Annotated in this window: 25 protein-coding genes; 15 read left to right on the top strand and 10 right to left on the bottom strand. The window is 73.5% G+C overall.

Going from position 1 to position 25326, the window contains the following annotated elements; all coding sequences use genetic code 11:
- Positions 1-16: 16 nt before the first annotated feature.
- Positions 17-892 (bottom strand): SDR family oxidoreductase, encoded by an 876-nt coding sequence (locus MUY14_RS01365; RefSeq protein WP_247019960.1) that lies wholly within the window; start codon positions 890-892, stop codon positions 17-19.
- 84 nt (positions 893-976) lie between these two features.
- Between MUY14_RS01365 and MUY14_RS01360 the strand changes: the two genes are divergently transcribed.
- Entirely contained in the window at positions 977-1585 is a 609-nt protein-coding gene (locus MUY14_RS01360; RefSeq protein ID WP_247019958.1) for a TetR/AcrR family transcriptional regulator, read from the top strand.
- Positions 1586-1630: 45 nt separating this feature from the next.
- On the opposite strand, the gene MUY14_RS01355 is transcribed toward MUY14_RS01360, so the two are convergent.
- Positions 1631-2617 (bottom strand): helix-turn-helix transcriptional regulator, encoded by a 987-nt coding sequence (locus MUY14_RS01355; protein WP_247019956.1) that lies wholly within the window; start codon positions 2615-2617, stop codon positions 1631-1633.
- Positions 2618-2876: 259 nt separating this feature from the next.
- On the opposite strand from MUY14_RS01355, the gene MUY14_RS01350 reads away from it, so the two are divergent.
- Positions 2877-3509, top strand: a complete 633-nt coding sequence (locus MUY14_RS01350; RefSeq protein WP_247019954.1) for an RICIN domain-containing protein — start codon at positions 2877-2879, stop codon at positions 3507-3509.
- Between the two features lie 103 nt (positions 3510-3612).
- Positions 3613-4404: a DeoR/GlpR family DNA-binding transcription regulator gene (locus tag MUY14_RS01345; RefSeq protein WP_396126683.1), complete on the top strand. Its 792-nt coding sequence runs from the start codon at positions 3613-3615 to the stop codon at positions 4402-4404.
- Here the strand turns inward: MUY14_RS01345 and MUY14_RS01340 are convergent.
- Positions 4401-5297, bottom strand: a complete 897-nt coding sequence (locus MUY14_RS01340) for an ROK family protein (RefSeq protein ID WP_247025027.1) — start codon at positions 5295-5297, stop codon at positions 4401-4403. The two genes, MUY14_RS01345 and MUY14_RS01340, sit on opposite strands and share 4 nt — an antisense overlap.
- A gap of 195 nt (positions 5298-5492) precedes the next feature.
- On the opposite strand from MUY14_RS01340, the gene MUY14_RS01335 reads away from it, so the two are divergent.
- Together MUY14_RS01335 and MUY14_RS01330 are read left to right on the top strand one after the other, a co-directional pair.
- Positions 5493-5702: a CbtB-domain containing protein gene (locus tag MUY14_RS01335; protein WP_247019953.1), complete on the top strand. Its 210-nt coding sequence runs from the start codon at positions 5493-5495 to the stop codon at positions 5700-5702.
- A gap of 18 nt (positions 5703-5720) precedes the next feature.
- The gene (locus MUY14_RS01330) at positions 5721-6479 is read left to right on the top strand and encodes a CbtA family protein (RefSeq protein WP_247019951.1); all 759 of its coding nucleotides are present in this window, start codon (positions 5721-5723) and stop codon (positions 6477-6479) included.
- Here the strand turns inward: MUY14_RS01330 and MUY14_RS01325 are convergent, their stop codons facing one another.
- Both MUY14_RS01325 and MUY14_RS01320 read right to left on the bottom strand, forming a co-directional pair.
- Complete coding sequence (locus tag MUY14_RS01325; protein WP_247019949.1) at positions 6480-7961, bottom strand: cobyric acid synthase; 1482 nt, start codon at positions 7959-7961, stop codon at positions 6480-6482.
- The gene (locus tag MUY14_RS01320; protein ID WP_247019947.1) at positions 7958-8884 is read right to left on the bottom strand and encodes a cobalamin biosynthesis protein; all 927 of its coding nucleotides are present in this window, start codon (positions 8882-8884) and stop codon (positions 7958-7960) included. Before MUY14_RS01320 ends, MUY14_RS01325 begins: the two co-directional genes overlap by 4 nt.
- Positions 8885-8920: 36 nt before the next feature.
- Here MUY14_RS01320 and MUY14_RS01315 point away from each other — a divergent pair, with 36 nt between their 5' ends.
- The 4 genes from MUY14_RS01315 (at position 8921) to MUY14_RS01300 (ending at position 12220) form a co-directional block, all read left to right on the top strand.
- Entirely contained in the window at positions 8921-9523 is a 603-nt protein-coding gene (locus MUY14_RS01315) for a bifunctional adenosylcobinamide kinase/adenosylcobinamide-phosphate guanylyltransferase (RefSeq protein ID WP_247019945.1), read from the top strand.
- A gap of 12 nt (positions 9524-9535) precedes the next feature.
- Positions 9536-10549, top strand: a complete 1014-nt coding sequence (gene cobT / locus MUY14_RS01310; protein WP_247019943.1) for a nicotinate-nucleotide--dimethylbenzimidazole phosphoribosyltransferase — start codon at positions 9536-9538, stop codon at positions 10547-10549.
- Positions 10550-10790: 241 nt separating this feature from the next.
- Positions 10791-11498 (top strand): adenosylcobinamide-GDP ribazoletransferase, encoded by a 708-nt coding sequence (locus tag MUY14_RS01305; protein ID WP_247025026.1) that lies wholly within the window; start codon positions 10791-10793, stop codon positions 11496-11498.
- A gap of 32 nt (positions 11499-11530) precedes the next feature.
- Positions 11531-12220: a YafY family protein gene (locus tag MUY14_RS01300; protein WP_247019941.1), complete on the top strand. Its 690-nt coding sequence runs from the start codon at positions 11531-11533 to the stop codon at positions 12218-12220.
- Here MUY14_RS01300 and MUY14_RS01295 read toward each other — a convergent pair.
- From MUY14_RS01295 to MUY14_RS01275, 5 genes are all read right to left on the bottom strand, one after another.
- On the bottom strand, positions 12204-12560 hold the full coding sequence (locus MUY14_RS01295; protein WP_247019939.1) for a VOC family protein: 357 nt from the start codon (positions 12558-12560) through the stop codon (positions 12204-12206). The two genes, MUY14_RS01300 and MUY14_RS01295, sit on opposite strands and share 17 nt — an antisense overlap.
- Before the next feature lie 81 nt (positions 12561-12641).
- Entirely contained in the window at positions 12642-13658 is a 1017-nt protein-coding gene (gene cobC, locus MUY14_RS01290) for an Rv2231c family pyridoxal phosphate-dependent protein CobC (protein ID WP_247019937.1), read from the bottom strand.
- Positions 13651-14982, bottom strand: coding sequence for a cobyrinate a,c-diamide synthase (locus MUY14_RS01285; protein ID WP_247019935.1), 1332 nt, complete (start codon positions 14980-14982; stop codon positions 13651-13653). The genes cobC and MUY14_RS01285 overlap by 8 nt, the downstream gene beginning before the upstream one ends.
- Positions 14976-15590 (bottom strand): cob(I)yrinic acid a,c-diamide adenosyltransferase, encoded by a 615-nt coding sequence (gene cobO / locus MUY14_RS01280; protein WP_247019933.1) that lies wholly within the window; start codon positions 15588-15590, stop codon positions 14976-14978. The genes MUY14_RS01285 and cobO overlap by 7 nt, the downstream gene beginning before the upstream one ends.
- On the bottom strand, positions 15590-17548 hold the full coding sequence (locus MUY14_RS01275) for a putative cobaltochelatase (protein ID WP_247019931.1): 1959 nt from the start codon (positions 17546-17548) through the stop codon (positions 15590-15592). The genes cobO and MUY14_RS01275 overlap by 1 nt, the downstream gene beginning before the upstream one ends.
- A 67-nt stretch (positions 17549-17615) precedes the next feature.
- Between MUY14_RS01275 and cbiE the strand changes: the two genes are divergently transcribed.
- From cbiE to MUY14_RS01245, 6 genes are all read left to right on the top strand, one after another.
- Positions 17616-18809, top strand: a complete 1194-nt coding sequence (cbiE, locus tag MUY14_RS01270; RefSeq protein WP_247019929.1) for a precorrin-6y C5,15-methyltransferase (decarboxylating) subunit CbiE — start codon at positions 17616-17618, stop codon at positions 18807-18809.
- A 175-nt stretch (positions 18810-18984) separates the two neighbouring features.
- Positions 18985-19746, top strand: a complete 762-nt coding sequence (gene cobM, locus MUY14_RS01265) for a precorrin-4 C(11)-methyltransferase (RefSeq protein ID WP_247019927.1) — start codon at positions 18985-18987, stop codon at positions 19744-19746.
- On the top strand, positions 19743-20759 hold the full coding sequence (locus tag MUY14_RS01260; protein WP_247019925.1) for a Gfo/Idh/MocA family protein: 1017 nt from the start codon (positions 19743-19745) through the stop codon (positions 20757-20759). The genes cobM and MUY14_RS01260 overlap by 4 nt, the downstream gene beginning before the upstream one ends.
- Positions 20756-21475, top strand: coding sequence for a cobalt-precorrin-6A reductase (locus MUY14_RS01255; protein WP_247019923.1), 720 nt, complete (start codon positions 20756-20758; stop codon positions 21473-21475). The genes MUY14_RS01260 and MUY14_RS01255 overlap by 4 nt, the downstream gene beginning before the upstream one ends.
- Complete coding sequence (gene bluB, locus MUY14_RS01250) at positions 21472-22131, top strand: 5,6-dimethylbenzimidazole synthase (protein ID WP_247019922.1); 660 nt, start codon at positions 21472-21474, stop codon at positions 22129-22131. Before MUY14_RS01255 ends, bluB begins: the two co-directional genes overlap by 4 nt.
- Before the next feature lie 18 nt (positions 22132-22149).
- Positions 22150-25239: an arabinosyltransferase domain-containing protein gene (locus MUY14_RS01245; protein WP_247019920.1), complete on the top strand. Its 3090-nt coding sequence runs from the start codon at positions 22150-22152 to the stop codon at positions 25237-25239.
- The last annotated feature ends 87 nt before the right edge of the window (positions 25240-25326 follow it).

Below are 25326 nucleotides of genomic sequence, written 5' to 3'. Positions count from 1 at the left end.
CGGCGCTGTCCCACTCCTACCCGAAGTAGTGGCCCTTCTCGACGTCTTCGAGGAGGCCGGGCCGCGTCGGGCGCCAGCCGAGCAGCTCCTGCGTGCGCGCGCTGCCCGAGGGCTGGTCCACCGACAGGATCAGGCCCAGGAAGCCCAGCTCCCCGGCCGGAACCGACGTGGGCGGCAGGTTCAGCCGGGTGCCGATCACCTCGGCCAGGTCGCGGATCGCCACGCCTTCGTCGCCGACCGCGTGCAGCACCGCGCCCGCCGGGGCCTGCTCCAGTGCCAGGCGGAACAGGTGTGCGGCGTCCACGACGTGCACCGCGGGCCAGCGCTGCGTTCCGTCGCCGACGTAGGCCGAGACGCCCTTTTCGCGGTTCAGGCCGATCAGCTGGGCGATGAAGCCGTGGTTGTCGCCTTCGCCGTGCACCGACCGCGGCAGGCGGACGACGGACGACCGCACCCCGCGCCCGGCCATCGCGACCACCGCGCGGGCGATCTCGGTGCGGCCCGCGACCGGACCGGCGCCGTCCGGGTTGTCGTCCTCCAGGGACGCGCGCCCGGGCACGACCGGCGTGCCCGACGCGACCACGAACGGCTTGCCGGCCAGCGCCGAGCCCATCGCTTCGACGGCCCGCGCGTCGGTCTCGATCGTTTCCTCGATCCGGCTGAAGTCGTGCCCGAAGGCCAGGTGGACGACGCCGTCGGCGTCCGCTGAGGCGTTCCGGAGCAGCTCGAGGTCGGTCAGGCCGCCGCGGAGCGCCTCGCCGCCCATGGCCTCGATCGCGGCGGCCGAGCCGTCCGACCGGGCCAGGCCGACGACGTCGTGGCCGGCGCCCAGGAGTTCGGGGACGAGGGCCGAGCCGATCCAGCCCGACGCACCGGTGACGAAAACACGCATGACGACCTCCGCGCAGTGATGACACTTGGTGCCATCACCGTAGCACCGTGATGACACCCGGTGCCATCGCCTAAGCTGGGCCCCATGAGCCGGTGGGAGCCGAACACGCGCGAGCGGCTGATGCGCGCCGCCGTGGCGGAGTTCCTCGACCGGGGCTACGAGAGCGTCACGGTCGCCGAGATCACCGAGCGGGCCGGGCTCACCAAGCGCACGTTCTTCCGCCACTACGCCGACAAGCGCGAAGTGCTGTTCGCGGGCCAGGACATCCTGAGCCGCCTCTTTTCCGGCTCGATCGCTTCGGCGCCCGCGGAAGCGACGCCGGTCGAGGCGATCTCGGCGGCCCTGACGGCGATCGGCGAGGTGTTCGGGCCCGAGCGGCGCGAGTGGGCGCGCAAGGTCCAGGTGGTGGTCGCGGGCCACAGCGACCTGCGGGAACGAGAGTTGCTCAAGCGCGCGAAACTGCGGGCCGCGATGGCCGAGGCGTTGCGGGAACGCGGCGTCGGCGAACCGGCGGCGAGCCTGGCGGCCGAGATCGGCGGCCTAGCCTTCACCACGGGCTTCCAGCGGTGGCTGGAGCCGTCGGACGAACGCGGCTTCGGCGAGCTTTGCCGGGAAGCGCTGGCCGAACTGGTGGCGGCGACCGCCGCGCTCGGCAGGGCACCCGACCATGATTCCCGGGACCGGACGTCATGAAAGAGTCGTTCACTACATCCGCCGCACCCCGGACGGCCCCGGTCCTCAGCTGTCCAAGAGAGCGCTTCCCAGCGGGGTGAGCGAGTGCAGCACGGTGTTGCGCTCCCGGTGCGTGATGATCAGCCCGGCGCGCCGCAGCACCGTCGTGTGCTTGCTGACCGCCGACGGCGTGACCCCCAGCCGGGCCGCCAGTTCCGACGTCGAGCAGCCGACCGCCAGGATGGTCAGCGCCGCCGCGCGGGTCGGGCCCAGCAGGTCCGCCAGCGCGTTGCCCGGCGGCTTCCGGACCGCCCGGTCGAGGCCCGCGGCGTGCGCCGCGTGGCGGACGCACGGGTAGAGCAGCCGGGGCACGCCGCCCGGCACCGGCGGGACCAGCGCCGGGCCCACGGAAAAGTACGTCGGCACCAGCAGCAGGCCGGTGCCTTCCGACGGGAGCGAGCCGGGGAGCCCGTCGTCGGCCTCCAGGACCGGTGCCGCCCAGCGGATCTTCGGGCGCAGGCCGGTCAGGAGCGCGTCGACGCCGCCGTGGAGCAGCACCTGCGTGCGCATCCCGAGGTCCGCGTCCACCTGCGCGCACACCGCGTCCCAGCCCGGCGCGACCGCCAGGTCGTGGTAGTCCTGCATGGCCTGGACCAATCGGGGCAGGCCCGCGGTGTCGCCGTCGGCGAACGCGGCCGCCCACGACGGCAGGTCATGGTCGGGGGGCGCGGTGCGCAGCGATGCCTTGAGGCTCACCGGATCCGCCTTCAGCACCGCCGCGAGCCCCGTCTCGAGGTCGTAGCGGCCCGCCGCGGGCACCAGGAACTCCGGGATCGGCGCGTCCGGCCGGCACAGCCACATCAGCACCGCCGCGGAGTCCGGCAGCCCCTGCCAGACGCGGTAGCGCCACCGGTTGAACGCCGCGGAAGCCGCGTTGCGGCCGCCGTCGCGCCGCTGCAGGAGCTGCAGGCTCGCGGCCAGCTCACCCATCGGGTCGGCCGCGGCGGCGAGGCCGACGCGGACGAGGTCCGGCAACGTCAGTTCGATGCGCACGATCCCCCCGGGTCTTTGCCCCTCCATCGGGTGAAGATCTCGTTCCGTTACATATCTGACCTGCGTTTTTGCCTCTCCGGGAAATCTTCTCGACGGGGACGGACCGGCCCTGAATGATGGTTTCAGAGACCGCTTTCGGGGGTTCGCGGTCTCGACGAGGGGGATTCGCCGGCACTTCCCGGCGCCGGGCCGCAGCGGCCCGGCGCCGGTTGCCGCGCGCCTTCGTCGTCAGCACACCGATGATCCGAAAAGGGGAACGATGACGAAGATGAAGCGCCTGATGGTGACGGTCGCCGCGACCGCGGGCCTGTTCGGCCTGATCGCCGTGCCGCAGGCCGGCGCCGCGCCCGCCGACGGCAAGGGCACCGCGGTCTCCTCGCTCGGCCAGCTCAAGCTGCGCCCGGCGAAGGTGGCCGGCGTCCAGCAGAAGAAGTCGACGAACACGATGGCCGCCGCGGCCGTCGACCCGGGCCCGTACATCATCGAGTCCGCGGCCTTCGGCCGCTGCTGGGACGCCGACGCGAACACCATCAACGCCAACGGCACGAAGGTCCAGCTGTGGGACTGCAACGACACCGCCCCGAACCAGGCGTGGTGGCTGACGCAGAACCCGGAGGGCTACTACCGGTTCCAGAACTACCAGAGCGGCCGGTACCTCGACGCCGACGCGAACTCGATCGGCAAGAACGGCACCAAGATCCAGCTCTGGGACTTCCAGGCCGGTGGCAAGAACCAGTGGTGGAGCCTGACCGAGATCCCCGAGGGCTACCTGCGCCAGCAGACCCCGGCCAGCCCGCGCTACCTGACCGCCGAGGGCACGGTGGGCGGCAACGGCACGAAGCTGCAGCTGTGGGACTTCATCGCGGGCGGCAAGTCCCAGTGGTGGTTCTGATCCGCTAGGCACCGGAACGCGGGCCCCACACGGGGCCCGCGTTTCCGCGTCCCGGCACCGTCACGCGTAGTACCTTGGCAGCTCGGGAAGGTGCTGCGGAGGGATGGGCTTGGACCGGCACGAACGGCTCAGCGCACTGCTGGACATGGTGGGGCAGCGGGAAAAGATCGACGTCGAGGCCTCCGCGGAAGAGCTCGACGTCTCCCCCGCGACGATCCGGCGCGACCTTGACCACCTGGCCGGGCGCCGGCTGCTGACCCGCACGCGGGGCGGCGCGGTGGCCAGTAACGTGGCCTACGACCTGCCGCTGCGGCACAAAGCCGCGCGCAACGCCCCCGAAAAGCAGCGCATCAGCGCCGCCGCCGCCGGCCTGGTCGAACGCGGCATGGTGATCGGGCTCAACGGCGGCACGACGAGCACCCAGGTCGCCCGCGCGCTCGCGCTGCGCCCGGAAGCACCCGGCCGGGACGGCTCCCCGGCCCTGACCGTGGTGACCAACGCGCTCAACATCGCCCACGAGCTGGCGGTGCGCCCGCACATCAAGATCGTGGTGACCGGCGGCGTCGCCCGGCAGCACTCCTTCGAGCTGACCGGGCCGCTGGCGACCCTGTTCCTCGACCAGATCACGCTCGACCTGCTGTTCCTCGGCGTGGACGCGTTCGACGCCGAGCGCGGCGCGTACGCCCACCACGAGGGCGAGGCGAGCATCAACCGGCTGATGGCTTCGCGGGCCCGGCACGTGGTGGTGATCGCGGACAGCGGCAAGCTGGGCGGCCACGCCTTCGCCCGCATCTGCGACACGACGGCGGTCGACCGGCTGATCACGGATTCGGGCGCGGACCCCGGCCACGTCGCGGCGTTCGAAGCGGCCGGGGTCGACGTCCTCCTGGCTTAGCCGTCCAGCAGGTCCAGGGCCAGCAGGCCGGCGCCCAGGCGGCCGGCTTCGTCGCCCAGCTTCGCGATCCGCAGCTCCGGCATCGTCTGGAACGTCAGGTGCGCGGCCAGCCACTCGCGCACCGGCTCCAGCACGTAGTCGGCCGCGGTGAACAGGCCGCCGCCCAGGACGATCACTTCCGGGCCGAGCAGCGTCAGCAGCGTCCGGATGCCGTGGCCGAGCCCGTCGAGGGCGTCCTGGACCACCGCGACCGCGACCTCGTCGCCGCCGCGGGCCAGCTCGACCACTTCGCGGGCGCCGTCGGCCGGGCGGCCCGTGCGCTCGGTGTAGCGGCGGGCGATCGCGGCCGCCGACGAGATCGCCTCCAGGCAGCCGGTCGCGCCGCAGCCGCACTTGCCGGGGTGGCCCACGTCGATGTGGCCGACCTCGCCCGCCTGCCCGTGCGCGCGGTGGATCCGGCCGTCGAGCAGCAGCGCGGCCGCGATCCCGGTGCCGACCGGGATGAACGCCGCGTTCGTCGCACCCTGCCCGGCGCCGACCCGGAACTCGGCGATGCCGCCCGCGGTGACGTCGTGCCCGAACGCCACCGGCAGCCCCAGCCGCCCTTCCAGGAGCTCGCCGAAGTGCACTTCGCGCCAGTCGAGGTTGGCGGAGAAGTGGCAGATCCGGGTCTGCTCGTCGACGATCCCGGGCACCACGACGCCGACGGCGGCGGGCTGCCCGGTGCCCGCCTGCTCCGCCAGCGCGGCCACGATGTCCACGACCTGCGCCGCCAGCGCCGTCCCGTCCGCGCTGCGGGCCGTCTCCGCCCGCAGTGCCGCCTGGGGCTGGAGCTGCTCGTCGAGCAACGCCGCCTTGATCGTCGTCCCGCCCACATCGAGGGCCGCCACCATTCGAGTCACCGCGGCATTGTCACATTGACGCGCGCGGAACGGCGGACCTACGCTCAACCGGCCAGACGAGGAGATTCCGGAACGCGGTGCAAGTCCGCGCGGTCGCGCCACTGTGACCCCCGCCAGGGGGAAGCCAGACCCGGACCCTCGTGACCGACCCCGATGAGGCCGCGAAAGCCCGAGGAGGCCACGCTCATGTCCCACACGGCAGTTCCCGCCGTCCCGCTCCCGATCCGCATCCCGATCCGTGAGATCGTGCCGTGGGCGGTGTTCGTGGTGCTCCTCGCGCTGATCGCGCTGTACTTCGTGAGCGCCGAGCAGGGCGCCACCGCGGTGTTCGCGAACATGTACGTCCACGAGTTCGTGCACGACGGCCGGCACCTGCTGGCCTTCCCCTGCCACTGATCGGCGGCACGCACTCCCATGATGAAGACCCTGCTGGTCCGCGGCATGCTCGCGGGCCTGATCGCCGGTGTGCTCGCGTTCGGGTTCGCCTACGCCTTCGGTGAGCCGTCGGTGAACACCGCCATCGGCCTCGAAGAGTCCGGCGGCCATTCCCACTCGCACGACGCGGGCACCGGCGCCGAGCCCGCTGGAGAGCACGAAGAGGAGCTCGTCCCCCGGGACGTCCAGAGCACCGCCGGCCTGCTCGCCGGCGTCCTCGTCTACGGCGTGGCGATCGGCGGCCTGCTCTCGCTCGCCTTCGCGTTCGCCCAAGGACGCCTCGGCAACCTGCGCCCCCGCGTGACGGCCCTGCTGCTCACGGCGGGCGCGTTCACCGTGGTGTTCCTGGTGCCGTTCCTGAAGTACCCGGCCAACCCGCCCGCGGTCGGGCAGCCGGGCACGATCGGCTCGCGCACCGAGCTCTACTTCGGGTTCGTCGCGGTGTCCCTGCTCGCGGGCATCCTCGCGACGGTGTTCGGCCGCAAGCTGGCCGACCGCTTCGGCGCCTGGAACGGCTTCCTCCTCGCCGCGGCGGGCTACCTCGTCGTGATCGGCGTGGTGGCCTGGCTGATGCCGGTGGTCGACGAGGTCCCGGCGGAGTTCCCGGCGTCGACGCTGTGGAGCTTCCGCACGGCGTCGGTCGGCACCCAGGTGACGCTGTGGCTCGCGCTGGGCCTGGCGTTCGGCGCGTTCGCGGAGAAGGCGTTGAACAAGAAGGCCGTCGCCGTCGCCGCCTGACTAGGGAGCGCCCGGCGGGACGAACGGAAGTCCCGCCGGCGCGCCCCGGTCGAGCAACGCCAGCAGCGTCGCCGCGTCCAGGTGCTCCTCGATCGCGTCCGCGAGCTTGTCGAGCATTTCTTCGCGCAGGTCCCCGAACCCGGGCGCATCGGGCGCCGGGGCCCACTCGATGCCCGCCTGCGCCGCCGCTTCGGTGAGCCACGCGCGGCGGAAAGCGTCGTTCTCGAAGGCGCCGTGCCACATCGTGCCCCACACCGGGCCGGCGCGTACACCGTCCAAAAAGGACTCCCCGGTGGTGTTCACAGTCACCGAACCGTGGTGGATCTCGTAGGCGTGCACGGGGTTGCCGCGCCATTCGCCCGACGGCCGGGCGAGGACCTTCTCGGCGGCGAACGTCACCCGCGTCGGCAGCAGGCCGAGGCCGGGCACCGTACCGGCCCCGGACTCGACGTCGTCCACAATGGACTCCGCGAGCATCTGGTAGCCACCGCAGATGCCGAGCACCGGCCGGCCGGCGGTCTTACGGGCCGCCACCGCCGTGTCGAGGCCGCGCTCGCGCAGCCAGGCGAGGTCGTCGACGGTGGCGCGCGAACCGGGCAGCACGACGACGTCCGCGGCCACGACGACGTCCGGATCGGCGGTCAGCGTGACGGTGACCCCGGGCTCGGCGGCGAGCGCGTCGACGTCGGTGGCGTTGGACGCGCGCGGGAACCGCACGACGGCCACGCGCAGGCCACGACCGTGGGTCTCCCGGCGCCAGCCCGCGGCCGCCAGCGCGTCCTCGGAGTCGATCCACACGCGGTCGAGCCAGGGCAGGACGCCCAGCACGGGCCGTCCGGTGACCTTTTCGAGGCTGTCCAGGCCCGGGCGCAGCAGGCCGACGTCGCCGCGGAACTTGTTGACCACCCAGCCCGCGACGAGCGCCTGGTCTTCGGCCGAAAGCAGCGCGAGGGTGCCGAACATCGCGGCCAGCACGCCCCCGCGGTCGATGTCGCCGACGACCAGCACGGGCAGGCCGAACCGTCGCGCCAGCCCCATGTTGACGTAGTCGCCGCCGCGGAGGTTGATCTCCGCCGGGCTGCCGGCGCCCTCGCAGACGACGACGTCGTAGCGCCCGCTGAGGTCCTCGAACGCCTGGAAGGCGATCTCCGCGAGCCCGGCCCGCCCGGTGGCGTACTCGCCGGCTTCGAGCGTCCCGAACGGCTTCCCGAGCGCGACGACGTGACTGCGCCGGTCGCTGCCCGGCTTGAGCAGCACGGGGTTCATGGCGGCCTCGGGCTCGACCCCGGCGGCGCGGGCCTGCACCCACTGCGCCCGGCCGATCTCGGCGCCGTCGCCGCAGACCATCGAGTTGTTGGACATGTTCTGGGCCTTGAAGGGCGCCACACGGACGCCGCGACGCGCGAGCCACCGGCAGATCCCGGCGGTGACCAGGCTCTTCCCGGCATCGGACGTCGTCCCGGCGACGAGAAGGCCGCTCATCGCGCCGCCACCGCGGCCGCGGCGAGGACCGCCACCGCCCCGACCAGGCGGGACAAGAGCACCGCGCGCCTCAGGTCCACCGGCTCCGGGTCGCGCCCGTCCCCCAGCCTCGCCCGGCTCTCGACCTCACCGCCGTAGCTGTTCGTGCCGCCGAGCCGGATGCCCAGCGCGCCCGCGAAAGCCGCCTCGACCTGGCCGGCGTTCGGGCTGGGGTGCCGCGAACCGTCCCGGCGCCACACCCGCCAGGATTCCCGCGCCCGGCCGCCCGCGCACACCACCACGAGCGCCGCACCCAGCCGCGAGGGCACCAGGTTGGCCACGTCGTCGGCCCGCGCCGCGGCCCAGCCGAAGTTCCGGTACCGCGGGGAGCGGTAGCCGACCATCGCGTCGAGCGTGTTGAGCGCCCGGTACCCGAGCAGGCCCGGCAGCCCGGCGACCGCACCCCAGAACAGCGGCGCGACCACGGCGTCCGACGTGTTCTCGGCGATCGACTCGGTGGCCGCGCGGGTCAGCTCGGCGGTGTCGAGCGTTGTCGCGTCGCGCGCGCAGAGGTGCGACAGCCGCTGACGCGCTCCGGGCACTTCGCCCGCTTCGAGCAGTCTGGCCATTTCGGCGCCTTCGGCGGCGAGCCCACGGCCCCCGAGCACGACCCAGGTGGACGCGGCGGTGACCGCGAAGCGCGCGAAGGGGCGTCGCCGCGTCGCCGTCTGAAGCGCGACGCCCAGCCCTACGGCGGCGAAGGTGCACAACCCCGCGTACGCGACTCCGCGCGGCTTCGAGTCCGCCCACAGACGGTGTTCCAGGCGAGCCGCGGCACTGCCGAACAGGGCGACCGGATGACCCGTTCGGGGGTCACCGAACAGCGCGTCGGCGACGTATCCGGTAACGAGTCCGGCCGCTGTTGTCCCTAGACGGAGTGGCACGTGGCGCACGGTAGCGCGTGCACCACAATGCCGGGTATGACCAAGCTGACCTACCGGCTCGCCGGGTACCTCGAGACCCTGGCACGCGCCCTCCGCCGGTACGGACGCGACGAAGGCAAGGTGCTCGTCCTGGGCGGGGTCCGCTCGGGGAAGTCGCGGCACGCCGAGCGGCTCGTCGCCGGCCACCCGCACCTCGTCTACGTCGCGCCCGGCCTGCCCGCGGGCGAAGACGACCCCGAATGGGCCGCCCGGGTGGCCGCGCACCAGGCGCGGCGGCCGTCGCACTGGAAGACCGTCGAGACGACCGACCTCGCCGGCACCCTGCGCACGGCGACCGAGCCGCTGCTCATCGACTGCCTCGGCACCTGGCTCTCCCGCGTCCTCGACGACGTCGGCGCGTGGGAACAGAAGCGCGGCTGGGAGCACCGGCTGGACGACCGGCTCGAAGACTTCCTCGCCGCGTGGGCCGCGGCGCGGGTGCCGGTGGTCGCGGTCAGCAACGAAGTCGGCAGCGGTGTGGTGCCCGCAACGTCGTCCGGACGGCTGTTCCGTGATGTGCTGGGCGCACTCAACAACCGGGTGTCCGCCGACGCCGACCGGGTCGTGCTGGTCGTCGCGGGCCGGGCGCTCGACCTGTAGCTGGAGGCGCCCGTGTTCGACGTACCCGTGCCCGACCCCGCCGCCCGCGCCGCCGCGCTGGAGCGGCTCGACGGCCTGGTCAAACCGCTCGGCGCGCTCGGCAGGCTGGAGGAGCTCGCGGCCTGGCTGTCCGCGGCGCACGGCAGCGTCCCGCCGCGCCCGCTCGACGACGTCCGGGTGGTGGTCTTCGCGGGCGACCACGGCGTGTCGGCGCTCTCGGCGTACCCGCGCGAGGTGACGGCGGCGATGGTCCGGGTGTTCCTGGCGGGCAAGAGCGGCGTGAACGTGCTGGCCGCGCAGGTCGGCGCGCAGGTCCGGGTGGCCGACCTCGGCGTGGATTGGGACGGTTCGGACGTACCGGCCGCGGTGACGGCCCACAAGATCCGCCGCGGTTCGGGCTCGATCGACGTCGAGGACGCCCTGGCTCCCGGCGAAGCACGCGCGGCGTTCGAGGCGGGCCGGGCGATCGCCGCCGAGGAGGCCGCCGCGGACCTGCTGATCCCGGGCGACATGGGCATCGGCAACACCGCGGTGTGCGCGGCGGTGGTCGCGGCTTCCCTGGGCCTCCCGGCCGCGGAGGTGGTCGGCACGGGCACGGGCGTGGACGCGGCGGGCCTGTCCCGCAAGACTTCGGCGGTGGCCGCGGCCTTGTCACGGGCAGAGGGCCGCGTCGAGGACCCGTTCGACCGCCTGACGACGCTGGGCAGCGCATGCCTCGCGGCCACGGCGGGCTTCCTGGTGGAGGCGGCGGTCCGAGGCATCCCGGTCCTGCTGGACGGCGTGTTCTCCGGCGCGGCGGCCTTGGTCGCCCGGGACATCGCCCCGGGCGTGGAGCAGTGGTGGCTGGCCGGGCACCGGTCGACGGAGCCGTCGCAGGCGTTCGCGCTGAAGGCACTGGGCTTGGAGCCGATCCTGGACTTCGGCCTGCGGCTGGGCGAAGGCAGCGGCGCGGTGCAGGCGGTCCCGGCCCTGCGAGCGGCCCGGGCGATCCTGGCGGATATGGGCCTGCTGGCGGACCTGGCGTGACGCACGAGCCGCCCGGGGGCCCCGACCTGACGTCCACGGCCCCCGGCTCCGGCCCGGGCGGTTGCTGCCTGGCCGCCCCCGGGAGAAGACAAAACCCCACCACTCCCAGGGGGCCGTCCCAAGTCCAGTCTACCGGCCGCCCCACCGCCGAAACCCCCGCTCGGCGATCTGTGGACAACTCAGCCGCCGCCGAGCCACCTGTGGACAACCAGCCGTGAGCCGCTGGGCCGACTCCGCGCGGATGGCCGTCGGGACCCTCACCACCATCCCCGTCCCGGCACCCCGGGTCATCGACCGCCGCACGGCCGGCGGCGCCATGCTCCTGGCCCCCCTCGCCGCCGTCCCCCTGGCGCTCGCCGCCGGGCTCGTCGTCGCCGCCGGGCAAGCGCTCCACCTCCCGGCCCTCGCCACCGCCGCCCTCGCCATCGGGGCCGTCGCGCTCGGCAGCCGCGGCCTCCACCTCGACGGCCTCGCCGACACCGCCGACGGCCTCGGCGCGTCCTACGACCGCACCAAAGCCCTCGACGTCATGCGCCGCGGCGACGCGGGCCCCACCGGCGTCGCCACCCTCGTCCTCACCCTCCTCGTCCAAGCCGGCGCCCTCACCACCCCTTACCAAGCGTTCGCCGCCGTCCTCATCGGAAGGTGCACGCTCTCCATGGCCTGTGCGAACGGCGTCCCCTCCGCGCGCCCGGAAGGCCTCGGCGCCACCGTCGCCGGCTCGGTCCCCCGCACCGCCGCGCTCGCCATCGGCCTCGCCGCGGCCGCGCTGAGCGCGCTGCTGCCCGGGCTCCCCTGGTGGCGCGGACCGCTCGCGGTACTCCTCGCCTACGGAGTCACCGCCCTCCTCCTCAAGCGGTGCACGACCAGGCTCGGCGGCATCACCGGAGACGTCCTCGGCGCCGGGGTCGAAGCCGCCGTCGCGGCCGCCCTCCTCGCGCTCGCCTGAAACTGTCGTACCCCACCCCTAAAGTCGGCCGCGTGAACCGCACCGACCGTCTGTACGCGCTCGTCGAAGAGCTCCGCGCCGTGGCACCGAGGCCGCGCAGCGCGCGCTGGCTCGCGGCCAGGTTCGAGGTCAGCGCCCGCACCGTGGAACGCGACATCGGCGCGCTGCAGCAATCCGGCGTCCCGATCTACGCCGAACCCGGCCGCACCGGCGGGTACTGCCTCGACCGCGCGCACACGCTGCCGCCGGTCAACCTCACGCCCGGCGAAGCCGTCGCGATGGCGCTCGCGCTGCGCCGGCTGGACGGCACGCCCTTCCGCGCCGAAGCCGGCTCGGCGCTGCGCAAGCTCGTCGCGGCGATGCGGCAGGACGACGCCGCCGCGGCGCAGGACCTCGCTTCCCGCGTCCACCTGCTCGGCGACGCGAGCAGCCCACCGCCGATGCCGCAGGTGCTCGACACCCGCCGCGTCCTGCGCATCGGCTACCGCGATCGCGCGGGCGCCGTGACGCGGCGGGACGTCGAGCCGCTCGGGTACGTCGGCAAGCCCGGCCACTGGTACCTGGTGGCGTGGTGCCGGCTGCGCGAGGAGATCCGCGCTTTCCGCACCGACCGGATCACCTCCGTCGCCGTCACCGCCGAGGTGCCCCCGCCCCGCCCGTTGCGGCGCGAGGACCTCGACATCCCCTACGGCGTCGTCGACCAGCTCACTTTGGCGGGGTGAACACGGAAAAATGGTTGCCGGCCGGGTCGAGCAGGTGCGCGAAGGTGACGCCGACGGGGTTGACGGTGGGCGCGCGCTGCACGCGGCCCCCGGCGGCTTCGGCGCGCTCGCACGCGGCGGCGACGTCCTCGACGAGCACGGTGAAGATCGCGTAGTCCTCGGTACCGGTGGAGAGCCCGCCGCGCGAGCCGCCGGTGTCGATCACCCGGTACGCCGTGTCGGTGCTCGCCGTGTCGTCCTGCGCGACCTTCCAGCCGAAGACGTCACCGTAGAACCGTTCGGCGGCCGCCGGGTCGGTGGCGCCGATCTCGAACCAGGCGACGTCGTTGAATCCGGGCATGCTGTTCCTTTCGCTGCCACACCGGGTGTTTCCCGGCTCCGCCCACTCTGGGCGGTGGCGGCGACAGCCCCCTGTCGGTGTTTAGCGAACTTCTTCCAGCGCCTTCAAGAACGCGTCCGTCGTCGCGCGGTCACGCACGGCCAGGCGCAGGTGGTCCGGGCCGAGGCCGGGGAACGTGTCCCCGCGGCGGACCGCGTAGCCGGCGTCGCGCAGCCGCTCCCGCAGCGCCGCGCCGCCAGGGGCCCGCACCAGCACGAACGGGCCGCGCGGGTCGCCGAGCACGGCGAGGCCCGCCGAAGCCAGCCCGGACACCAGGTATTCGCGGTCGGACTCCGCCGCGTAGGCCAGCTTCTCGGCTTCCTCCAAAGCGGACGGCCGGCAGCACGCCACCGTGGCGACCCCGGCCAAGGTCGACACCGACCACGGCACCTGCACCGCCCGCAGCCGCTCGACGACGCCGGGTTCGGCGAGCACGTACCCCGCCCGCAGCCCGGCCAGGCCCCACGTCTTGGTCAGGCTGCGCAGCACGACGACACCGGGGTGGCCGGCGGCGAGGCTTTCCCCTTCGCCGGGCACCGCGTCCAGGAACGCCTCGTCCACGATGAGCAGCCGCCCGGGCCGCGTCAAGGCCAGCAACACCGAAGCGGGGTGCAGCACCGAAGTCGGGTTGGTCGGGTTGCCCACGAACACCAGGTCGGCGTCGGCCGGGACCAGCGCCGGGTCGAGGACGAAGCCGTCCGCTTCGGACAGGATCACGCGCGAAACGTCGTGCCCGGCGGCTCGCAACGCGGCCTCCGGCTCGGTGAACTGCGGGTGCACGACGACGGCGCGGCGCGGCCGCAAAGCCGACGCCAGCAGCGTGAACGCCTCCGCGGCACCGGCCGTGACCAGGACTTCTTCCACCGCACGCCCGTGCCGCGCGGCCACCGCCGCCGCGGCGTCCGCCGAGGAGGGATAAGCCGCCAGGGCGTCCAAAGCGGACACCAGTTCGGCACGCAGCCAGGAAGGCGGCCGCGCGAGGCGGACGTTCACCGCGAGGTCCACCAGCCCCGGCCCGACCTCGCGGTCGCCGTGGTGGTGGAGGTCGTAGTCAGGCACGGACCCGCACCCGCGCGGCGAACCGGTGCGCCAGCTCCGGGTACCCGGCCCAGTGGACGTGCAGGTAGGACGCGTGCAGCGTCGGCGACGCGAACCCGTCCAGCTGCCGGTCCCAGCCCCAGGCCGCCTTGGCGCCGTGCGAAGGCGTCACCTCGGTGCGGTGGAACTCGTGCCCGGTGACGCGCTGCCCGGCCGCGGCCAGGAGGTTGTCCTCCACGGCGACCGCGCGCCGGTAACCGAGCTTGCCGCGGGCGGTCATCTTCGCGTCCGCGGGCACCGCACCGACCATCGGGAGGCCATCCAGGGACTGGCACAGGTAAAGGAGCCCGGCGCATTCGGCGCTGACCGGCATCCCGCGCTCGATCGCCGAAGCGACCTGCGCGCGCAACGCCGTGTTCGCCGACAGCTCGGCCGCGTGCACTTCCGGGAACCCGCCGCCGAAGTACAGCCCGGCGCACCCCTCGGGCAGGGCTTCGTCGCGCAGCGGGTCGACGTCGACCACGTCGACCCCGCACGCGGCCAGCAGCTCGACGTTCTCGGTGTAGCGGAAGGTGAACGCCGCGCCACCGGCGGCGGCGACCGTCACGCGCGGACCGTCCACACCGGGCGCTTCCCACGGCGGCGCCGAAAGCCCCGGTGCGGCGGAGGCGATCCGGACGATCGCTTCGAGGTCGACGCCTTCGGTGACCCACGCGGCCAGCGCGGGCAGCACGTGCTGCGCTTCCGCGGCCCGTTCCGCCGCCGGGACGAGCCCGAGGTGGCGGCTCGGCGCGTGGATCTCCTCGTTGCGGTACAACGCGCCCAAGAGCGGCACGCCGGTCGCCTCGAGCGCGGAGGCGATCTCATCGAGGTGGCGCTGCGAGCCGAGCTTGTTGAGGATGACGCCGGCGAGCCGCACGCGGTTGTCGTAGTGGGCGAAGCCGAGCACGGTCGCGGCGACGCTGCGCGAAGCGGCCGAAGCGTCGACGACGAGCACGACCGGCGCGTCGAGCAGCCGGGCGACGTGCGCGGTCGAGGCGTAGCCCTCGGTGCCGAGCGCGCCGTCGAACAGGCCCATCACGCCCTCGATCACGGCGATGTCGGCGCCGGCCGAACCGTGGCGCAGCAACGGGATCAGCCGGTCCTCGCCCTGCAGGAAGGGGTCGAGGTTGCGCGCGGGCCGCCCGGTGGCGAGCGCGTGGTAGCTCGGGTCGATGAAGTCCGGCCCGACCTTGTGCCCGGACACGCGGTGCCCGGCCGTGCGCAGGGCCGCCATCAGCCCGGCGGCGACGGTGGTCTTGCCGTGCCCGGAGCCGGGCGCGGCGATCACCACGCGCGCTACCACTCGATCCCCCGCTGGCCCTTCTGGCCGGCGTCCATCGGGTGCTTCACCTTGGTCATCTCGGCGACCAGGTCGGCGGCATCGATCAGCTCCGGCGGCGCGTACCGGCCGGTGATGACGACGTGCTGGTGCCCGGGCCGCGAGACCAGGGTGGAAACGACGTCGTCGACCTCGAGCCAGCCCCACTTGAGCAGGTAGGAGAACTCGTCGAGGACGTAGAAGCCGTGCGCCTCGGCCGCGAGCCGGCGCTTGATCTCCGCCCAGCCCTCACGCGCGTTCGCGGCGTGGTCGTCTTCGGTGCCGGACTTGCGCGCCCAGCTCCAGCCCTCGCCCATCTTGTGCCACTCGACCGGGCCGCCCTCGCCGGTGTCGACGTGCAGCTTGCCCAGCGCCTTGAACGCGGCTTCCTCGCCCACGCGCCACTTCGCGGACTTGACGAACTGGAACACGCCGATCGACCAGCCCTGGTTCCAGGCCCGCAGCGCCATCCCGAACGCAGCCGTCGACTTGCCCTTCATCTCGCCGGTGTGCACGGCGAGCAACGGCCGGTTGCGGCGCTGGCGCGTGGTCAGCCCGTCGTCCGGCACGGTTTCCGGTTTGCCCTGCGGCATCAGGCGGCCCTTCCGGTCCGGGCGCGGACGGCGCCCGCCAGCGATTCGGCGGCGACGTCGGCGAGGGGAACGTGGTCCGCGCCCAGGTGGGCGGCGAGGTCGGCGGCCAGGCCGAGCCGCATCTTGCCGCTCTCGCAGTCCATCACGACCGTCGTGACGCCGGTCAGGAGCCCGGCCGCGGCCTGGGCGCGCGCGACGGCGTCCGGGCCGCTGGTGGCGCGGCCGTCGGTGACGACGACGAGCAGCGGACGGCGCCGCGGGTCGCGGATCTCCTCGACGCGCAGCACTCGCGCGGCCTCCAGCAGCCCTTCCGCCAGCGGCGTCCGGCCGCCGGTGGGCAGGCCTTCGAGGCGGGACGCGGCGGCGTCGACGCTGATCGTCGGCGGCAGCGCCAGTTCGGCGGCGGCACCGCGGAACGTGACCAGCCCGACCTTGTCCCGGCGCTGGTAGGCGTCGAGCAGCAGCGACAGCACCGCGGTCTTGACCTCGCGCATGCGGGCCTTCGCGCCCATCGAGCCGGACGCGTCGACGCAGAACAGCACGAGGTTGCCCTCGCGGCCTTCCCGCCGCGCGTACCGCAGGTCTTCAGGACACAGCTTCAGCGCGGCGCCGTCGCGGCCGCGGGCTTTCTGGTGCGGTGCCGCGGCTTTGACGGTCGCGACCAGGTGCGGCCGTCCGTCGCGGACGCTCGGCGGCTGCACGCCGATGGTGCGGCCGCTGTCGGTGATCGCGCGCGAGCGCCGGCCACGCTCGCCCTCGCCCATGCCCTTGACGCGGAAGACCTTGGCCTTGAACGTTTCCCCGGCGCCGACGGTGTTCTGCTGCCCGCCGTTCTGGTGCTGCTGCGGCGGCTGCCCCTGCGGAGCGTCGCCCTGGGGAACCTCCTGCGGGGCCTCGTCCGGCGTCGAACCCGAGCCGGGGCCGTCGTCCTCGGGACCGGGCTGCTCTCCCGCCCCGGCGTCCTGCAGGGCCTGCTCCAGCTGCTCCTCCGAGATGCCGGGCGCGTCGAACGGGTTGCGGCGGCGCCGGTGCGGCAGCGCGAGCCGCGCGGCGACGCGGACGTCTTCGGTGGTGACCTCGTCGCGGCCGGCCCAGGCCGCGTGCGCGACGGCGGTGCGGGCGGTCACGATGTCCGCGCGCATGCCGTCGACCTCGAAGGACGCGCAGATCTCGGCGATCTGGCGCAGGGCGTCGTCGGGCAGCTTGACCGCGGGCAGGAGCTTTTGCGCCGACTCGATCTCCTCGGCGAGCCGGGCATCCTCTTCGGCGTACCGCGCGGCGAAACCGTCGGGATCGGCTTCGTAGGCGAGGCGCCGGCGGACGACCTCGACGCGCTGCTCGGGGTCGCGGCTGGAGGCGACCTCGACGGTCAGCCCGAACCGGTCCAGCAGCTGCGGGCGCAGCTCGCCCTCTTCCGGGTTCATGGTGCCGATCAGCACGAACCGCGCGGCGTGCGAAACGGAAACGCCTTCGCGCTCGACGGTCGCGCGGCCCATCGCGGCGGCGTCGAGCAGGGTGTCGACGAGGTGGTCGTGCAGCAGGTTGACCTCGTCGACGTAGAGCAGCCCGCGGTGCGCGGCGGCGAGCAGGCCGGGCTGGAAGTCCGTGACGCCTTCGGCCAGCGCGCGTTCGAGGTGCAGCGAGCCGATGACGCGGTCTTCGGCCGCGCCGACCGGCAGCTCGACCAGCTTGGCGGGCCGCCGGTGCGCCGCGGCGCCGTCGTGCGGGCCGTCCGGGCAGAGCGGGTCGGGCGCGGCGGGATCGCAGGAGAACCGGCACCCGTCCACGACGTCGACGCCCGGCAGCAGCCCGGCGAGCGCGCGGACCATCGTCGACTTCGCGGTGCCCTTTTCGCCGCGCACCAGCACCCCGCCGACGGCGGGCGAAATCGAGGAGAGGACCAAGGCGAGACGCAGGTCCGGCAACCCGACGACGGCGGTGAACGGGTAGGGCTTCAACAGCACTCCTGAGGTCGGCGACCGGCCGATCATCGCACAGCGCCCGCCTCGCTTAGGGTGGGAAATCGTGCGCGAAAAATCACGTCGACCTGGCTCGGAACAGGCGGCACCCGACGGCCCCACCCGCCTGACGGTGGTGGGGATCGGGGCCGACGGGTGGCCCGGCCTGTCCGAACCGGCCCAGGCCCTCGTCCTCGGCGCCGACGTCGTGCTGGGTGCGCCGAGGCAGCTCGCGTACCTGCCGCCGGAGGTCGGCGGGGTGCCGTGGCCCTCGCCGCTGCTGCCGGCGCTCGACGCGTTCATCGCGGAGCACGAAGGGCAGCGGATCTGCGTCCTGGCCAGCGGGGACCCGTTTTTGTCGGGGGTCGGCACTACGCTCGTGGCACATGGATACGAGGTCGACGCGTTCCCCGCGGTCTCGTCGGTGACACTGGCCCGGGCCCGGCTGGGCTGGTCCGCCGAAGAGACCGAGGTGGTGACGATCGTCGGCCGCTCGTCGGCCCGCGTCGCCCGGGTGCTGGCCCCGCGGCGGCGGGTGCTCGTCCTGGGTGCCGACGCGACGGCGCTGCGCTCCCTCCTCACCGTGCGGGGGTATGGCGAGAGCGAGCTGTTCGCGCTGGAAAACCTGGGCGGCCCCGAGGAGCGCATCACCGACGGCTGGTCCGGCGATCCCGGCCCGCTGACGGTGTTCGCGCTGGAGTGCGTGGGTCCGGCACTGCCCCTGATCGGCATCCCGGACGACGTGTACGCCCACGACGGCCAGCTGACGAAGCGCGACCTGCGGGTTTCGGCCCTGTCGAGGCTCGCGCCGAGCCCCGGCGAGCTGCTGTGGGACGTCGGCGCGGGCGCGGGCAGCGTCGGCATCGAGTGGTCGCGGCTGAACGGGCTGAACCGGGCGATCGCGATCGAGCGAGACCCCGAGCGAGCGGAGCGGATCGGCCGCAACGCGGTGGACCTGGGCGTACCGGAACTGGAGGTGGTGACGGGAGAGGCACCGGAGGTGCTGAGCGCACTGCCCGCCCCGGACGCGGTGTTCATCGGCGGCGGCGTGACGGTGACGGGAGTACTGGAGGCATGTGTGGCCACGGGAGCGCGCGTGGTGGCGCACGGGGTGACGGTGGAGGCGGAACAGGTGCTGGCCCGGGCATACGCGGAGCACGGCGGCGAGCTGGTGCGCATCGGCGTGGAGCGAGCGGCCCCACTGGGCGGCTTCACGGGCTGGTCGCCGGCCCGGGTGGTGACGCAGTGGAGCAGCCGATGAGCACGGAAAGCAGCCGCACACGGCCGAGGCTGAGCGCACGGCCAACCACCGCCACCACCCACCGCACACGCCCGAGTCCACGCGGGCGGCCAACCACCGCCACCGCCGGCCGCACGCGCCCGAGTCTACGCGGGCGGCCAACCACCGCCGCCGGCCGCATCCTCGGGAGCCGCCGGTGACCGTCCACTTCATCGGCGCCGGGCCCGGTGCCGCCGACCTCATCACCGTGCGGGGCCGGGACCTTCTCGCCCGGTGCGGCGTCTGCCTCTACCCCGGCAGCATGACGCCCACCGATCTCCTTGCGTACTGCCCGCGGGAGGCGATCCTCATCGACACCGCGAACCTCGCGCTCGAAGCGATCGTCGCGCGGATGGTCGGTGCGCACCAGGACGGGAAGGTCGTCGCTCGGCTGACGTCCGGGGATCCGTCGCTCTACAGCGCCGTCGCCGAACAGATGCGGCGGCTCGACGTCGCCGGTGTCCCGTACGAGGTCGTTCCCGGCGTGCCCGCCTTCGCCGCGTCGGCCGCCGCGCTGAAACGGGAGCTCACCGTGCCCGAGATCGGGCAGAGCCTCGTCATCACGCGCGTCCAGGCGCGGTCCACCAAGATGCCGCCCGGGGAGACGCTCGCCGGGTTCGCCGCCACCGGGGCGACGCTCGCGCTGCACCTCGCCATCAACCACGTCGAGCGGGTGGCCGGCGAACTCGTCCCGCACTACGGCGCCGACTGCCCCGTGGCCGTCGTCGCGCTCGCGAGCCAGCCCGGGGAAACCGTCGTGCGCGGGGTGCTGGGCGATCTCCCCGCGCTCGTCCGCGAAGCCGGGATGACCCGCGCGGCCACGATCTTCGTCGGGCGGGTGCTGGCCGCCACGAACTTCCCCGACAGCTTCCTCTACTCGAGTGCCCGTGACCGGGCCGACCAACCGGAGTCGTTGTGACGGAACTGCGCTGGGGCCTGCTGGCCGCCGGGACGATCGCCGGCCACTTCGCCGCGGGTGTGCAAGAGAGCGAGCACGGCACGCTGGCCGCCGTCGGCGCGCGAGATGCCGGGCGGGCGCGGGACTTCGCCGCGCGGTTCGGCATCCCGAAGGCGTACGGCAGCTACGAAGACCTCCTCGCCGACCCCGGCGTCGACGCCGTCTACATCTCGACACCGCACGCCCTGCACAAGGACTGGGCGATCGCCGCCGCCGAGGCGGGCAAGCACGTGCTGTGCGAGAAGCCGCTGACGCTCACCGCCGCCGACGCCGAAGAGGTCATCGCCGCCGCGCGGGCGCACGACGTCTTCCTCATGGAAGGGTTCATGTACCGGCTGCACCCGCAGACGCGGCGGCTGGCCGAACTCGTCGCGAGCGGCGCGATCGGCGAAGTCCGCGCGGTCGACACCTCGTTCTCCTTCGACAGCAACCCCGAAGAGACCGCCCGCCTCAGCGATCCGGCGCTCGGGGGAGGCGGGATCCTCGACGTCGGCTGCTACTGCACGTCGCTCGCCCGGCTCGTCGCCCAGGCCGCCACCGGCGAAGACGTCGTCGAGCCGCTCGAAGTCAGCGGGATGGCCCGGCTGAGCGAGCACGGCGTCGACGAGTACGCGACCGGCCTGCTGCGGCTGCCCGGCGACATCCTCGCGACGATCTCGTGCGGCATCCGCCTGACCCGCGAAGACGGCATCCGCGTGTACGGCTCGCGCGGGCACCTCCACATCCCGCGGCCCGCGTGGATCCACCCGCTGCGGACGCCGGGCACGTCGCAGATCATCCTGACGCCGGCCGGCGGCGAACCGGAGGTCATCGAGGTCGAAGCGACCCAGGGTGTCTTCGCGCGCGAAGCCGACCACGTCGCCACGCACGTCGGGAACCGGCAGGCCCCCGAGCTGACCTGGGCCGAAACCCTGGCCAACCTGCGAACTCTCGACCGGTGGCGCGAGGCCGTCGGGTACGGACGTCCCCGGTGATCCTCATCCTCGGCGGCACCGGCGAAGCGCGGGAGCTCGCCGAAGACCTGACAGCGCGCGAAGTCCGCGTTGTCTCTTCGCTCGCGGGACGCGTGGCGCGGCCACGGCTGCCCGTCGGCGAAGTGCGCGTAGGCGGCTTCGGCGGCGCAGAAGGACTCGCGGCGTGGCTCCGCGAGAACGCAGTGAAAGCCGTCGTGGACGCCACGCACCCCTTCGCCGAACGCATCGGCGCCAACGCGGCGAAGGCGGCCGGGATCACCGGCACTCCCCTGCTGCGGCTCGCCCGCCCGGGCTGGCAGCCGGGCCCGGGGGACGTCTGGCACTGGGCGGACGACCTCGCCGACGCCGCGAAAAAGCTCCCCGGCCTGGGGAAGCGCGTGTTCCTCACCAGCGGCCGCCAAGGGCTGCCCGCCTTCGCGCACCTCGACGACCTGTGGTTCCTGATCCGCTGCGTCGACCCGCCCGAGCCGCCGCTGCCGCGCCACCACGAGCTGATCCTCGCCCGCGGGCCGTACGAAGTGGCCGCCGAGCGTGAGCTGCTCGGCCGCGTCGACGTCCTGGTCACCAAGGACTCCGGCGGCGGCCGGACCAGCGCGAAGCTGACCGCGGCCCGGGAGCTGGGCAAGCCCGTCCTGGTCGTCCGGCGCCCGCCGCGGCCGGTGACCGAGACCGCCGCGACCGTCCCGGAAGCCGTCGAATGGGTGCTGCACCGATGATCGAAGAGTTCTACGAAGTCCTGCGCAAGCGGCGGGACGTCCGCGGCGAGTTCACCGGCGCGCCCGTCCCGGAAGCGACTCTGACGAGGGTCCTGGAAGCCGCGCACGCCGCGCCCAGCGTCGGGCTCACCCAGCCCTGGGACTTCGTGCTGGTCGACGACCACCCGACGCGCGAGAAGTTCGCGAAGCACGTCCACGAAGAGCGCGAGGTGTTCGCCGCGCAGCTGGCCGAGCACCGCGCCGGCACCTTCGCGAACATCAAGATCGAGGGCATCCTCGAGTCGAGCCTCGGCATCGTCGTCACCTACGACCCGGCCCGCGGCGCGCCCGACGTGCTCGGCAGGCACGCCATCGCCGACGCCGGCCTGTACTCGGTGTGCCTGGCCATCCAGAACCTGTGGCTCGCCGCCACCGCGGAAGGCCTCGGCGTCGGCTGGGTGAGCTTCTACCGGGAGCCGTTCCTGAGCGAGCTGCTGGGCATCCCGGACGGCGTCCGGCCGGTCGCGTGGCTCTGCGTGGGCCCGGTGAGCCGGCTCGAGAGCGTGCCGGACCTGGAGCGCCACGGCTGGCGCAACCGCCGTCCCCTGACGGAGGCGGTCCACCACGGGCGGTTCACCCCACGTGATCCGGGGGCTGCGTCAGCCGCCGACCGCTGACCCGTTAGCGTTGCGCCGATGCGTCTGATTGCCGTAGCGCTGGGGTTGCTCTCGGCCTTGTGCGCGCTGGCTTTCCCCTTCCTGCCGGTGGTGCAGGACACGGCGGAGGTCGTCTGGCCGACCGGCAGCGACACCCGCTCCGTCAACGCGCCCTTGACCGGGTACTGGGCCCAGGACCTGCGTGCCGAACTGCCGTGCGCGGCGATCCGCTCGGTCGACGCCCGCACGAACGGCCCGGGTCTGCTGTTCGCCACCGTGCCGGACGGCCGCACCGACCCGAAGTCGGGCAACGGCGTCGGCATGCAGCTGCGCGTGGACAACGGCGTGCTGCTCGCCTCCAGCCAGGGTCAGCAGATCGCCCAGCAGCCGCTGCCCGCCGAGAAGTGCGACGTCGAACTGGACGTCGACGCGACGCAGATGACCCTCGCCGTGGCCGGGACGCCGATCTTCCACGCCAACGGCGACGTGCGGCCCCGCGTCGTCGGCATCTACTCCTCGATCAACTCGAGCAAGGACCCGATCGCCGGCCTGCACGTCTCGGTCGTGCCGGACACGCGCTACCAGACGTCGCCGACCGCGCTGAAGATCGTCGTCGGCGTGGTCGCCATCCTGTCGTTGATCGGCTGCATGATCGCGGTCTGGCGGCGCGACTCCGGCTTCGCGCGCCGCGCCCCGCGCTGGGCGCCGGTCGGCTGGTGGCGGCTGACGCTGCGGGACGCGACGGTGATCGCAGCGCTCGGCGCGTGGGTCTTCATCGGGCCGGTGACCTCGGACGACGGCTACATCCTCACGATGGCCCGGGTCACCGAATCGACCGGCTACCTGACGAACTACCACCGCTGGTTCGGCGTCGCCGAGGCGCCGTTCGGCTGGTTCTACCACGTGTTCGAGCTGATGACGCACGTCAGCACGGTGCCGCCGTGGATCCGGCTGCCGTCGTTCCTGCTCGGCGTGCTCAGCTGGCTGCTGATCAGCCGCGAGGTGATGCCGCGCCTGGGCACCCAGATCCGCACCAGCCGCCCGGCCAGCTGGGCCGCGGCGACGGTGTTCCTGATCTGGTGGATGCCCTACAACAACGGCGTCCGGCCGGAACCGGTGGCCGCGCTCGGCTCGCTGCTGGCGATCTGCGCGGTCGAGCGCACGCTGGTGACGCGACGGCTGCTGCCGCTCTGCCTCGGCCTGACCGCCGCCGGGTTCACCCTGGCCGCGACGCCGACCGGGCTGCTCGCGGTGGCGCCGTTCCTGGTCGCTGCGCGGCCGCTGTTCAAGCTGGTGCGCCAGCGCGCGAACGAGAGCGGCTGGCTGCCGGTGCTGGCGCCGGTCGCCGCGGCCGGGCTGCTCGTGCTGGTCGTGGTGTTCGCCGACCAGACGTTCGCGACGGTGCAGGAGGCGACCCGGATCCGCACCCAGGTCGGCCCGAACCTGTCGTGGTTCCAGGAACTCGCGCGCTACCAGCTGTTGTTCGAAAGCCTGCCGGACGGCTCGGCGCCCCGCCGCTTCCCGGTGCTGCTGGTCGGCCTCTGCACCGCCACCTGCCTGGTGATGCTGCTGCGCCGCGGCCGCATCCAGGGCGCGGCGCTCGGCCCCGCGCGCCGCCTGATCGGCACGACGGCGTTGTTCTTCCTGCTGCTGGCGCTGACGCCGACGAAGTGGACGCACCACTTCGGCGCGTTCGCCGCGGTCGGCGCGTCGATGGCGGCACTGACCGCGCTCGCGACCAGCTCGACCGTGCTGCGGTCCCAGCGCAACCGGGCAGCCTTCCTGGCCGGGCTGCTGGTCGTCGCCGCGCTGGCCGCGACCGGGCCGAACACGTACTGGTTCGTCTCGCGCCTCGGCGTCCAGTGGACGAACGTGGCGCCGTCGATCGGCGGCATCCCGCTGTCGACGATCCTGCTGGTGGCGGCGGCGATCGCCGGGATATACGCGTTCGTCGAGAACGTCCGCGCGCACCGGCCGGACGCACCCCCGCCGGTGCAGGAGGGCCGGCTGCGCGCGCTGCGGCTCGGGTCGCTGTCGCTGGTGGTGGTCTGCGGCCTGGTGGCGGCGGGCGAGTTCGTCACGATGGCGTGGGCGATCCACAACCAGGCCGGCAGCTACAGCCTGGGCGCGGCGAACGTCGGGCACCTGTTCGGCAAGAGCTGCAACCTCTCCGACCACGTGATGGTCGAGCGCGACGCGGCGACGAGCATCCTGCACACGCAGTCCGAGCAGCGGACCGTCGCGGAGAAGCCGCAGGAGAACTCGCCGCTGCCGAACCCGGACCAGGACAACGGCCGCGTCCAGACCGGCTTCCACACCCGCCCGGTCGACGACAAGGACCCGCTGGCCGAGCCGCCGCACGGGTTCACGCCGGAGAAGGTCCCGATGTGGTCGAGCTTCCTCGACCCCGAGACGCGCGCCGGCCGGCTGCGCAGCGACTGGTACGCGCTGACGGAGAAGCGGGCGGACGGCCAGGTCGTGGTGGCGACCGCGGGCGCGGCCCGCCGCCCGACGTCGGTCAGCCTCGACTACGGCCACAACACCCCGGACGGCGTGAAGATCGTCCGCAGCCAGTTCATGCTCCCCCCGGGCGCGGGTACCGGCGGCTGGAACGACACCCGCATCAACCTGCGCGACCTCCCCCCGGAGACGGACGCGGTCCGCATCAACATCGTCGACAACGACCTCACGGAGGACGGCTGGATCGCGGCGTCCGCCCCCCGCGTCCCGACGTTCACGACCCTGACCGACCGCATCGGCTCGAAGCCGGTGTACGTGGACTGGCCGGCGTCGTTCGTGTACCCGTGCGTCCAGCCGGTGACGTCCCACGACGGCATCTCGCAGGTCCCGGCGTACCGCATCACGGCGGGCGGCCTGGCGGACGAGGCCCAGTGGGCGTCGTCGACGAACGGCGGGCCGATCGGGTGGCTGGAGGAGCTGGCCGAGGAGCCCGAAGTGCCGAGCTACCTGATCGGGCAGCCGAGCCAGTCGTGGGGCCAGCTGCTGCAGATCGAGCCGTTCACGGAGGGCATCGCCCCGACGGTGGTGCACGGCGAGAAGACGGTGCCGGGCTGGTGGTCCCCGGGTCCCGGCCCCCGCCAGCCGAACGGCAAGGACCCCACCCGCTGACGCGGTCGTGAAGGCCACCTTGAGGAACTCTATGTTCTTCAAGGTGGCCTTCCCACTTTCTGGTCGGGTCCCGATGAGCCAGTCGCA

Source organism: Amycolatopsis sp. FBCC-B4732 (assembly GCF_023008405.1).
In the GTDB taxonomy this organism is placed as follows: domain Bacteria; phylum Actinomycetota; class Actinomycetes; order Mycobacteriales; family Pseudonocardiaceae; genus Amycolatopsis; species Amycolatopsis pretoriensis_A.
The sequence above is the reverse complement of the archived record's forward strand: the minus strand, read 5'-3'. Positions and strand labels throughout refer to the sequence as shown.

Coding starts and splice junctions, on each gene's coding strand:
- MUY14_RS01365 (WP_247019960.1), bottom strand. CDS start 892: ATGCGTGTTTTCGTCACCGGTGCGTCGGGCTGGATCGGCTCGGCCCTC.
- MUY14_RS01360 (WP_247019958.1), top strand. CDS start 977: ATGAGCCGGTGGGAGCCGAACACGCGCGAGCGGCTGATGCGCGCCGCC.
- MUY14_RS01350 (WP_247019954.1), top strand. CDS start 2,877: ATGACGAAGATGAAGCGCCTGATGGTGACGGTCGCCGCGACCGCGGGC.
- MUY14_RS01345 (WP_396126683.1), top strand. CDS start 3,613: ATGGGCTTGGACCGGCACGAACGGCTCAGCGCACTGCTGGACATGGTG.
- MUY14_RS01340 (WP_247025027.1), bottom strand. CDS start 5,297: ATGGTGGCGGCCCTCGATGTGGGCGGGACGACGATCAAGGCGGCGTTG.
- MUY14_RS01335 (WP_247019953.1), top strand. CDS start 5,493: ATGTCCCACACGGCAGTTCCCGCCGTCCCGCTCCCGATCCGCATCCCG.
- MUY14_RS01330 (WP_247019951.1), top strand. CDS start 5,721: ATGATGAAGACCCTGCTGGTCCGCGGCATGCTCGCGGGCCTGATCGCC.
- MUY14_RS01325 (WP_247019949.1), bottom strand. CDS start 7,961: ATGAGCGGCCTTCTCGTCGCCGGGACGACGTCCGATGCCGGGAAGAGC.
- MUY14_RS01315 (WP_247019945.1), top strand. CDS start 8,921: ATGACCAAGCTGACCTACCGGCTCGCCGGGTACCTCGAGACCCTGGCA.
- MUY14_RS01305 (WP_247025026.1), top strand. CDS start 10,791: ATGGCCGTCGGGACCCTCACCACCATCCCCGTCCCGGCACCCCGGGTC.
- MUY14_RS01295 (WP_247019939.1), bottom strand. CDS start 12,560: ATGCCCGGATTCAACGACGTCGCCTGGTTCGAGATCGGCGCCACCGAC.
- cobO (WP_247019933.1), bottom strand. CDS start 15,590: ATGCCGCAGGGCAAACCGGAAACCGTGCCGGACGACGGGCTGACCACG.
- bluB (WP_247019922.1), top strand. CDS start 21,472: ATGATCGAAGAGTTCTACGAAGTCCTGCGCAAGCGGCGGGACGTCCGC.
- MUY14_RS01245 (WP_247019920.1), top strand. CDS start 22,150: ATGCGTCTGATTGCCGTAGCGCTGGGGTTGCTCTCGGCCTTGTGCGCG.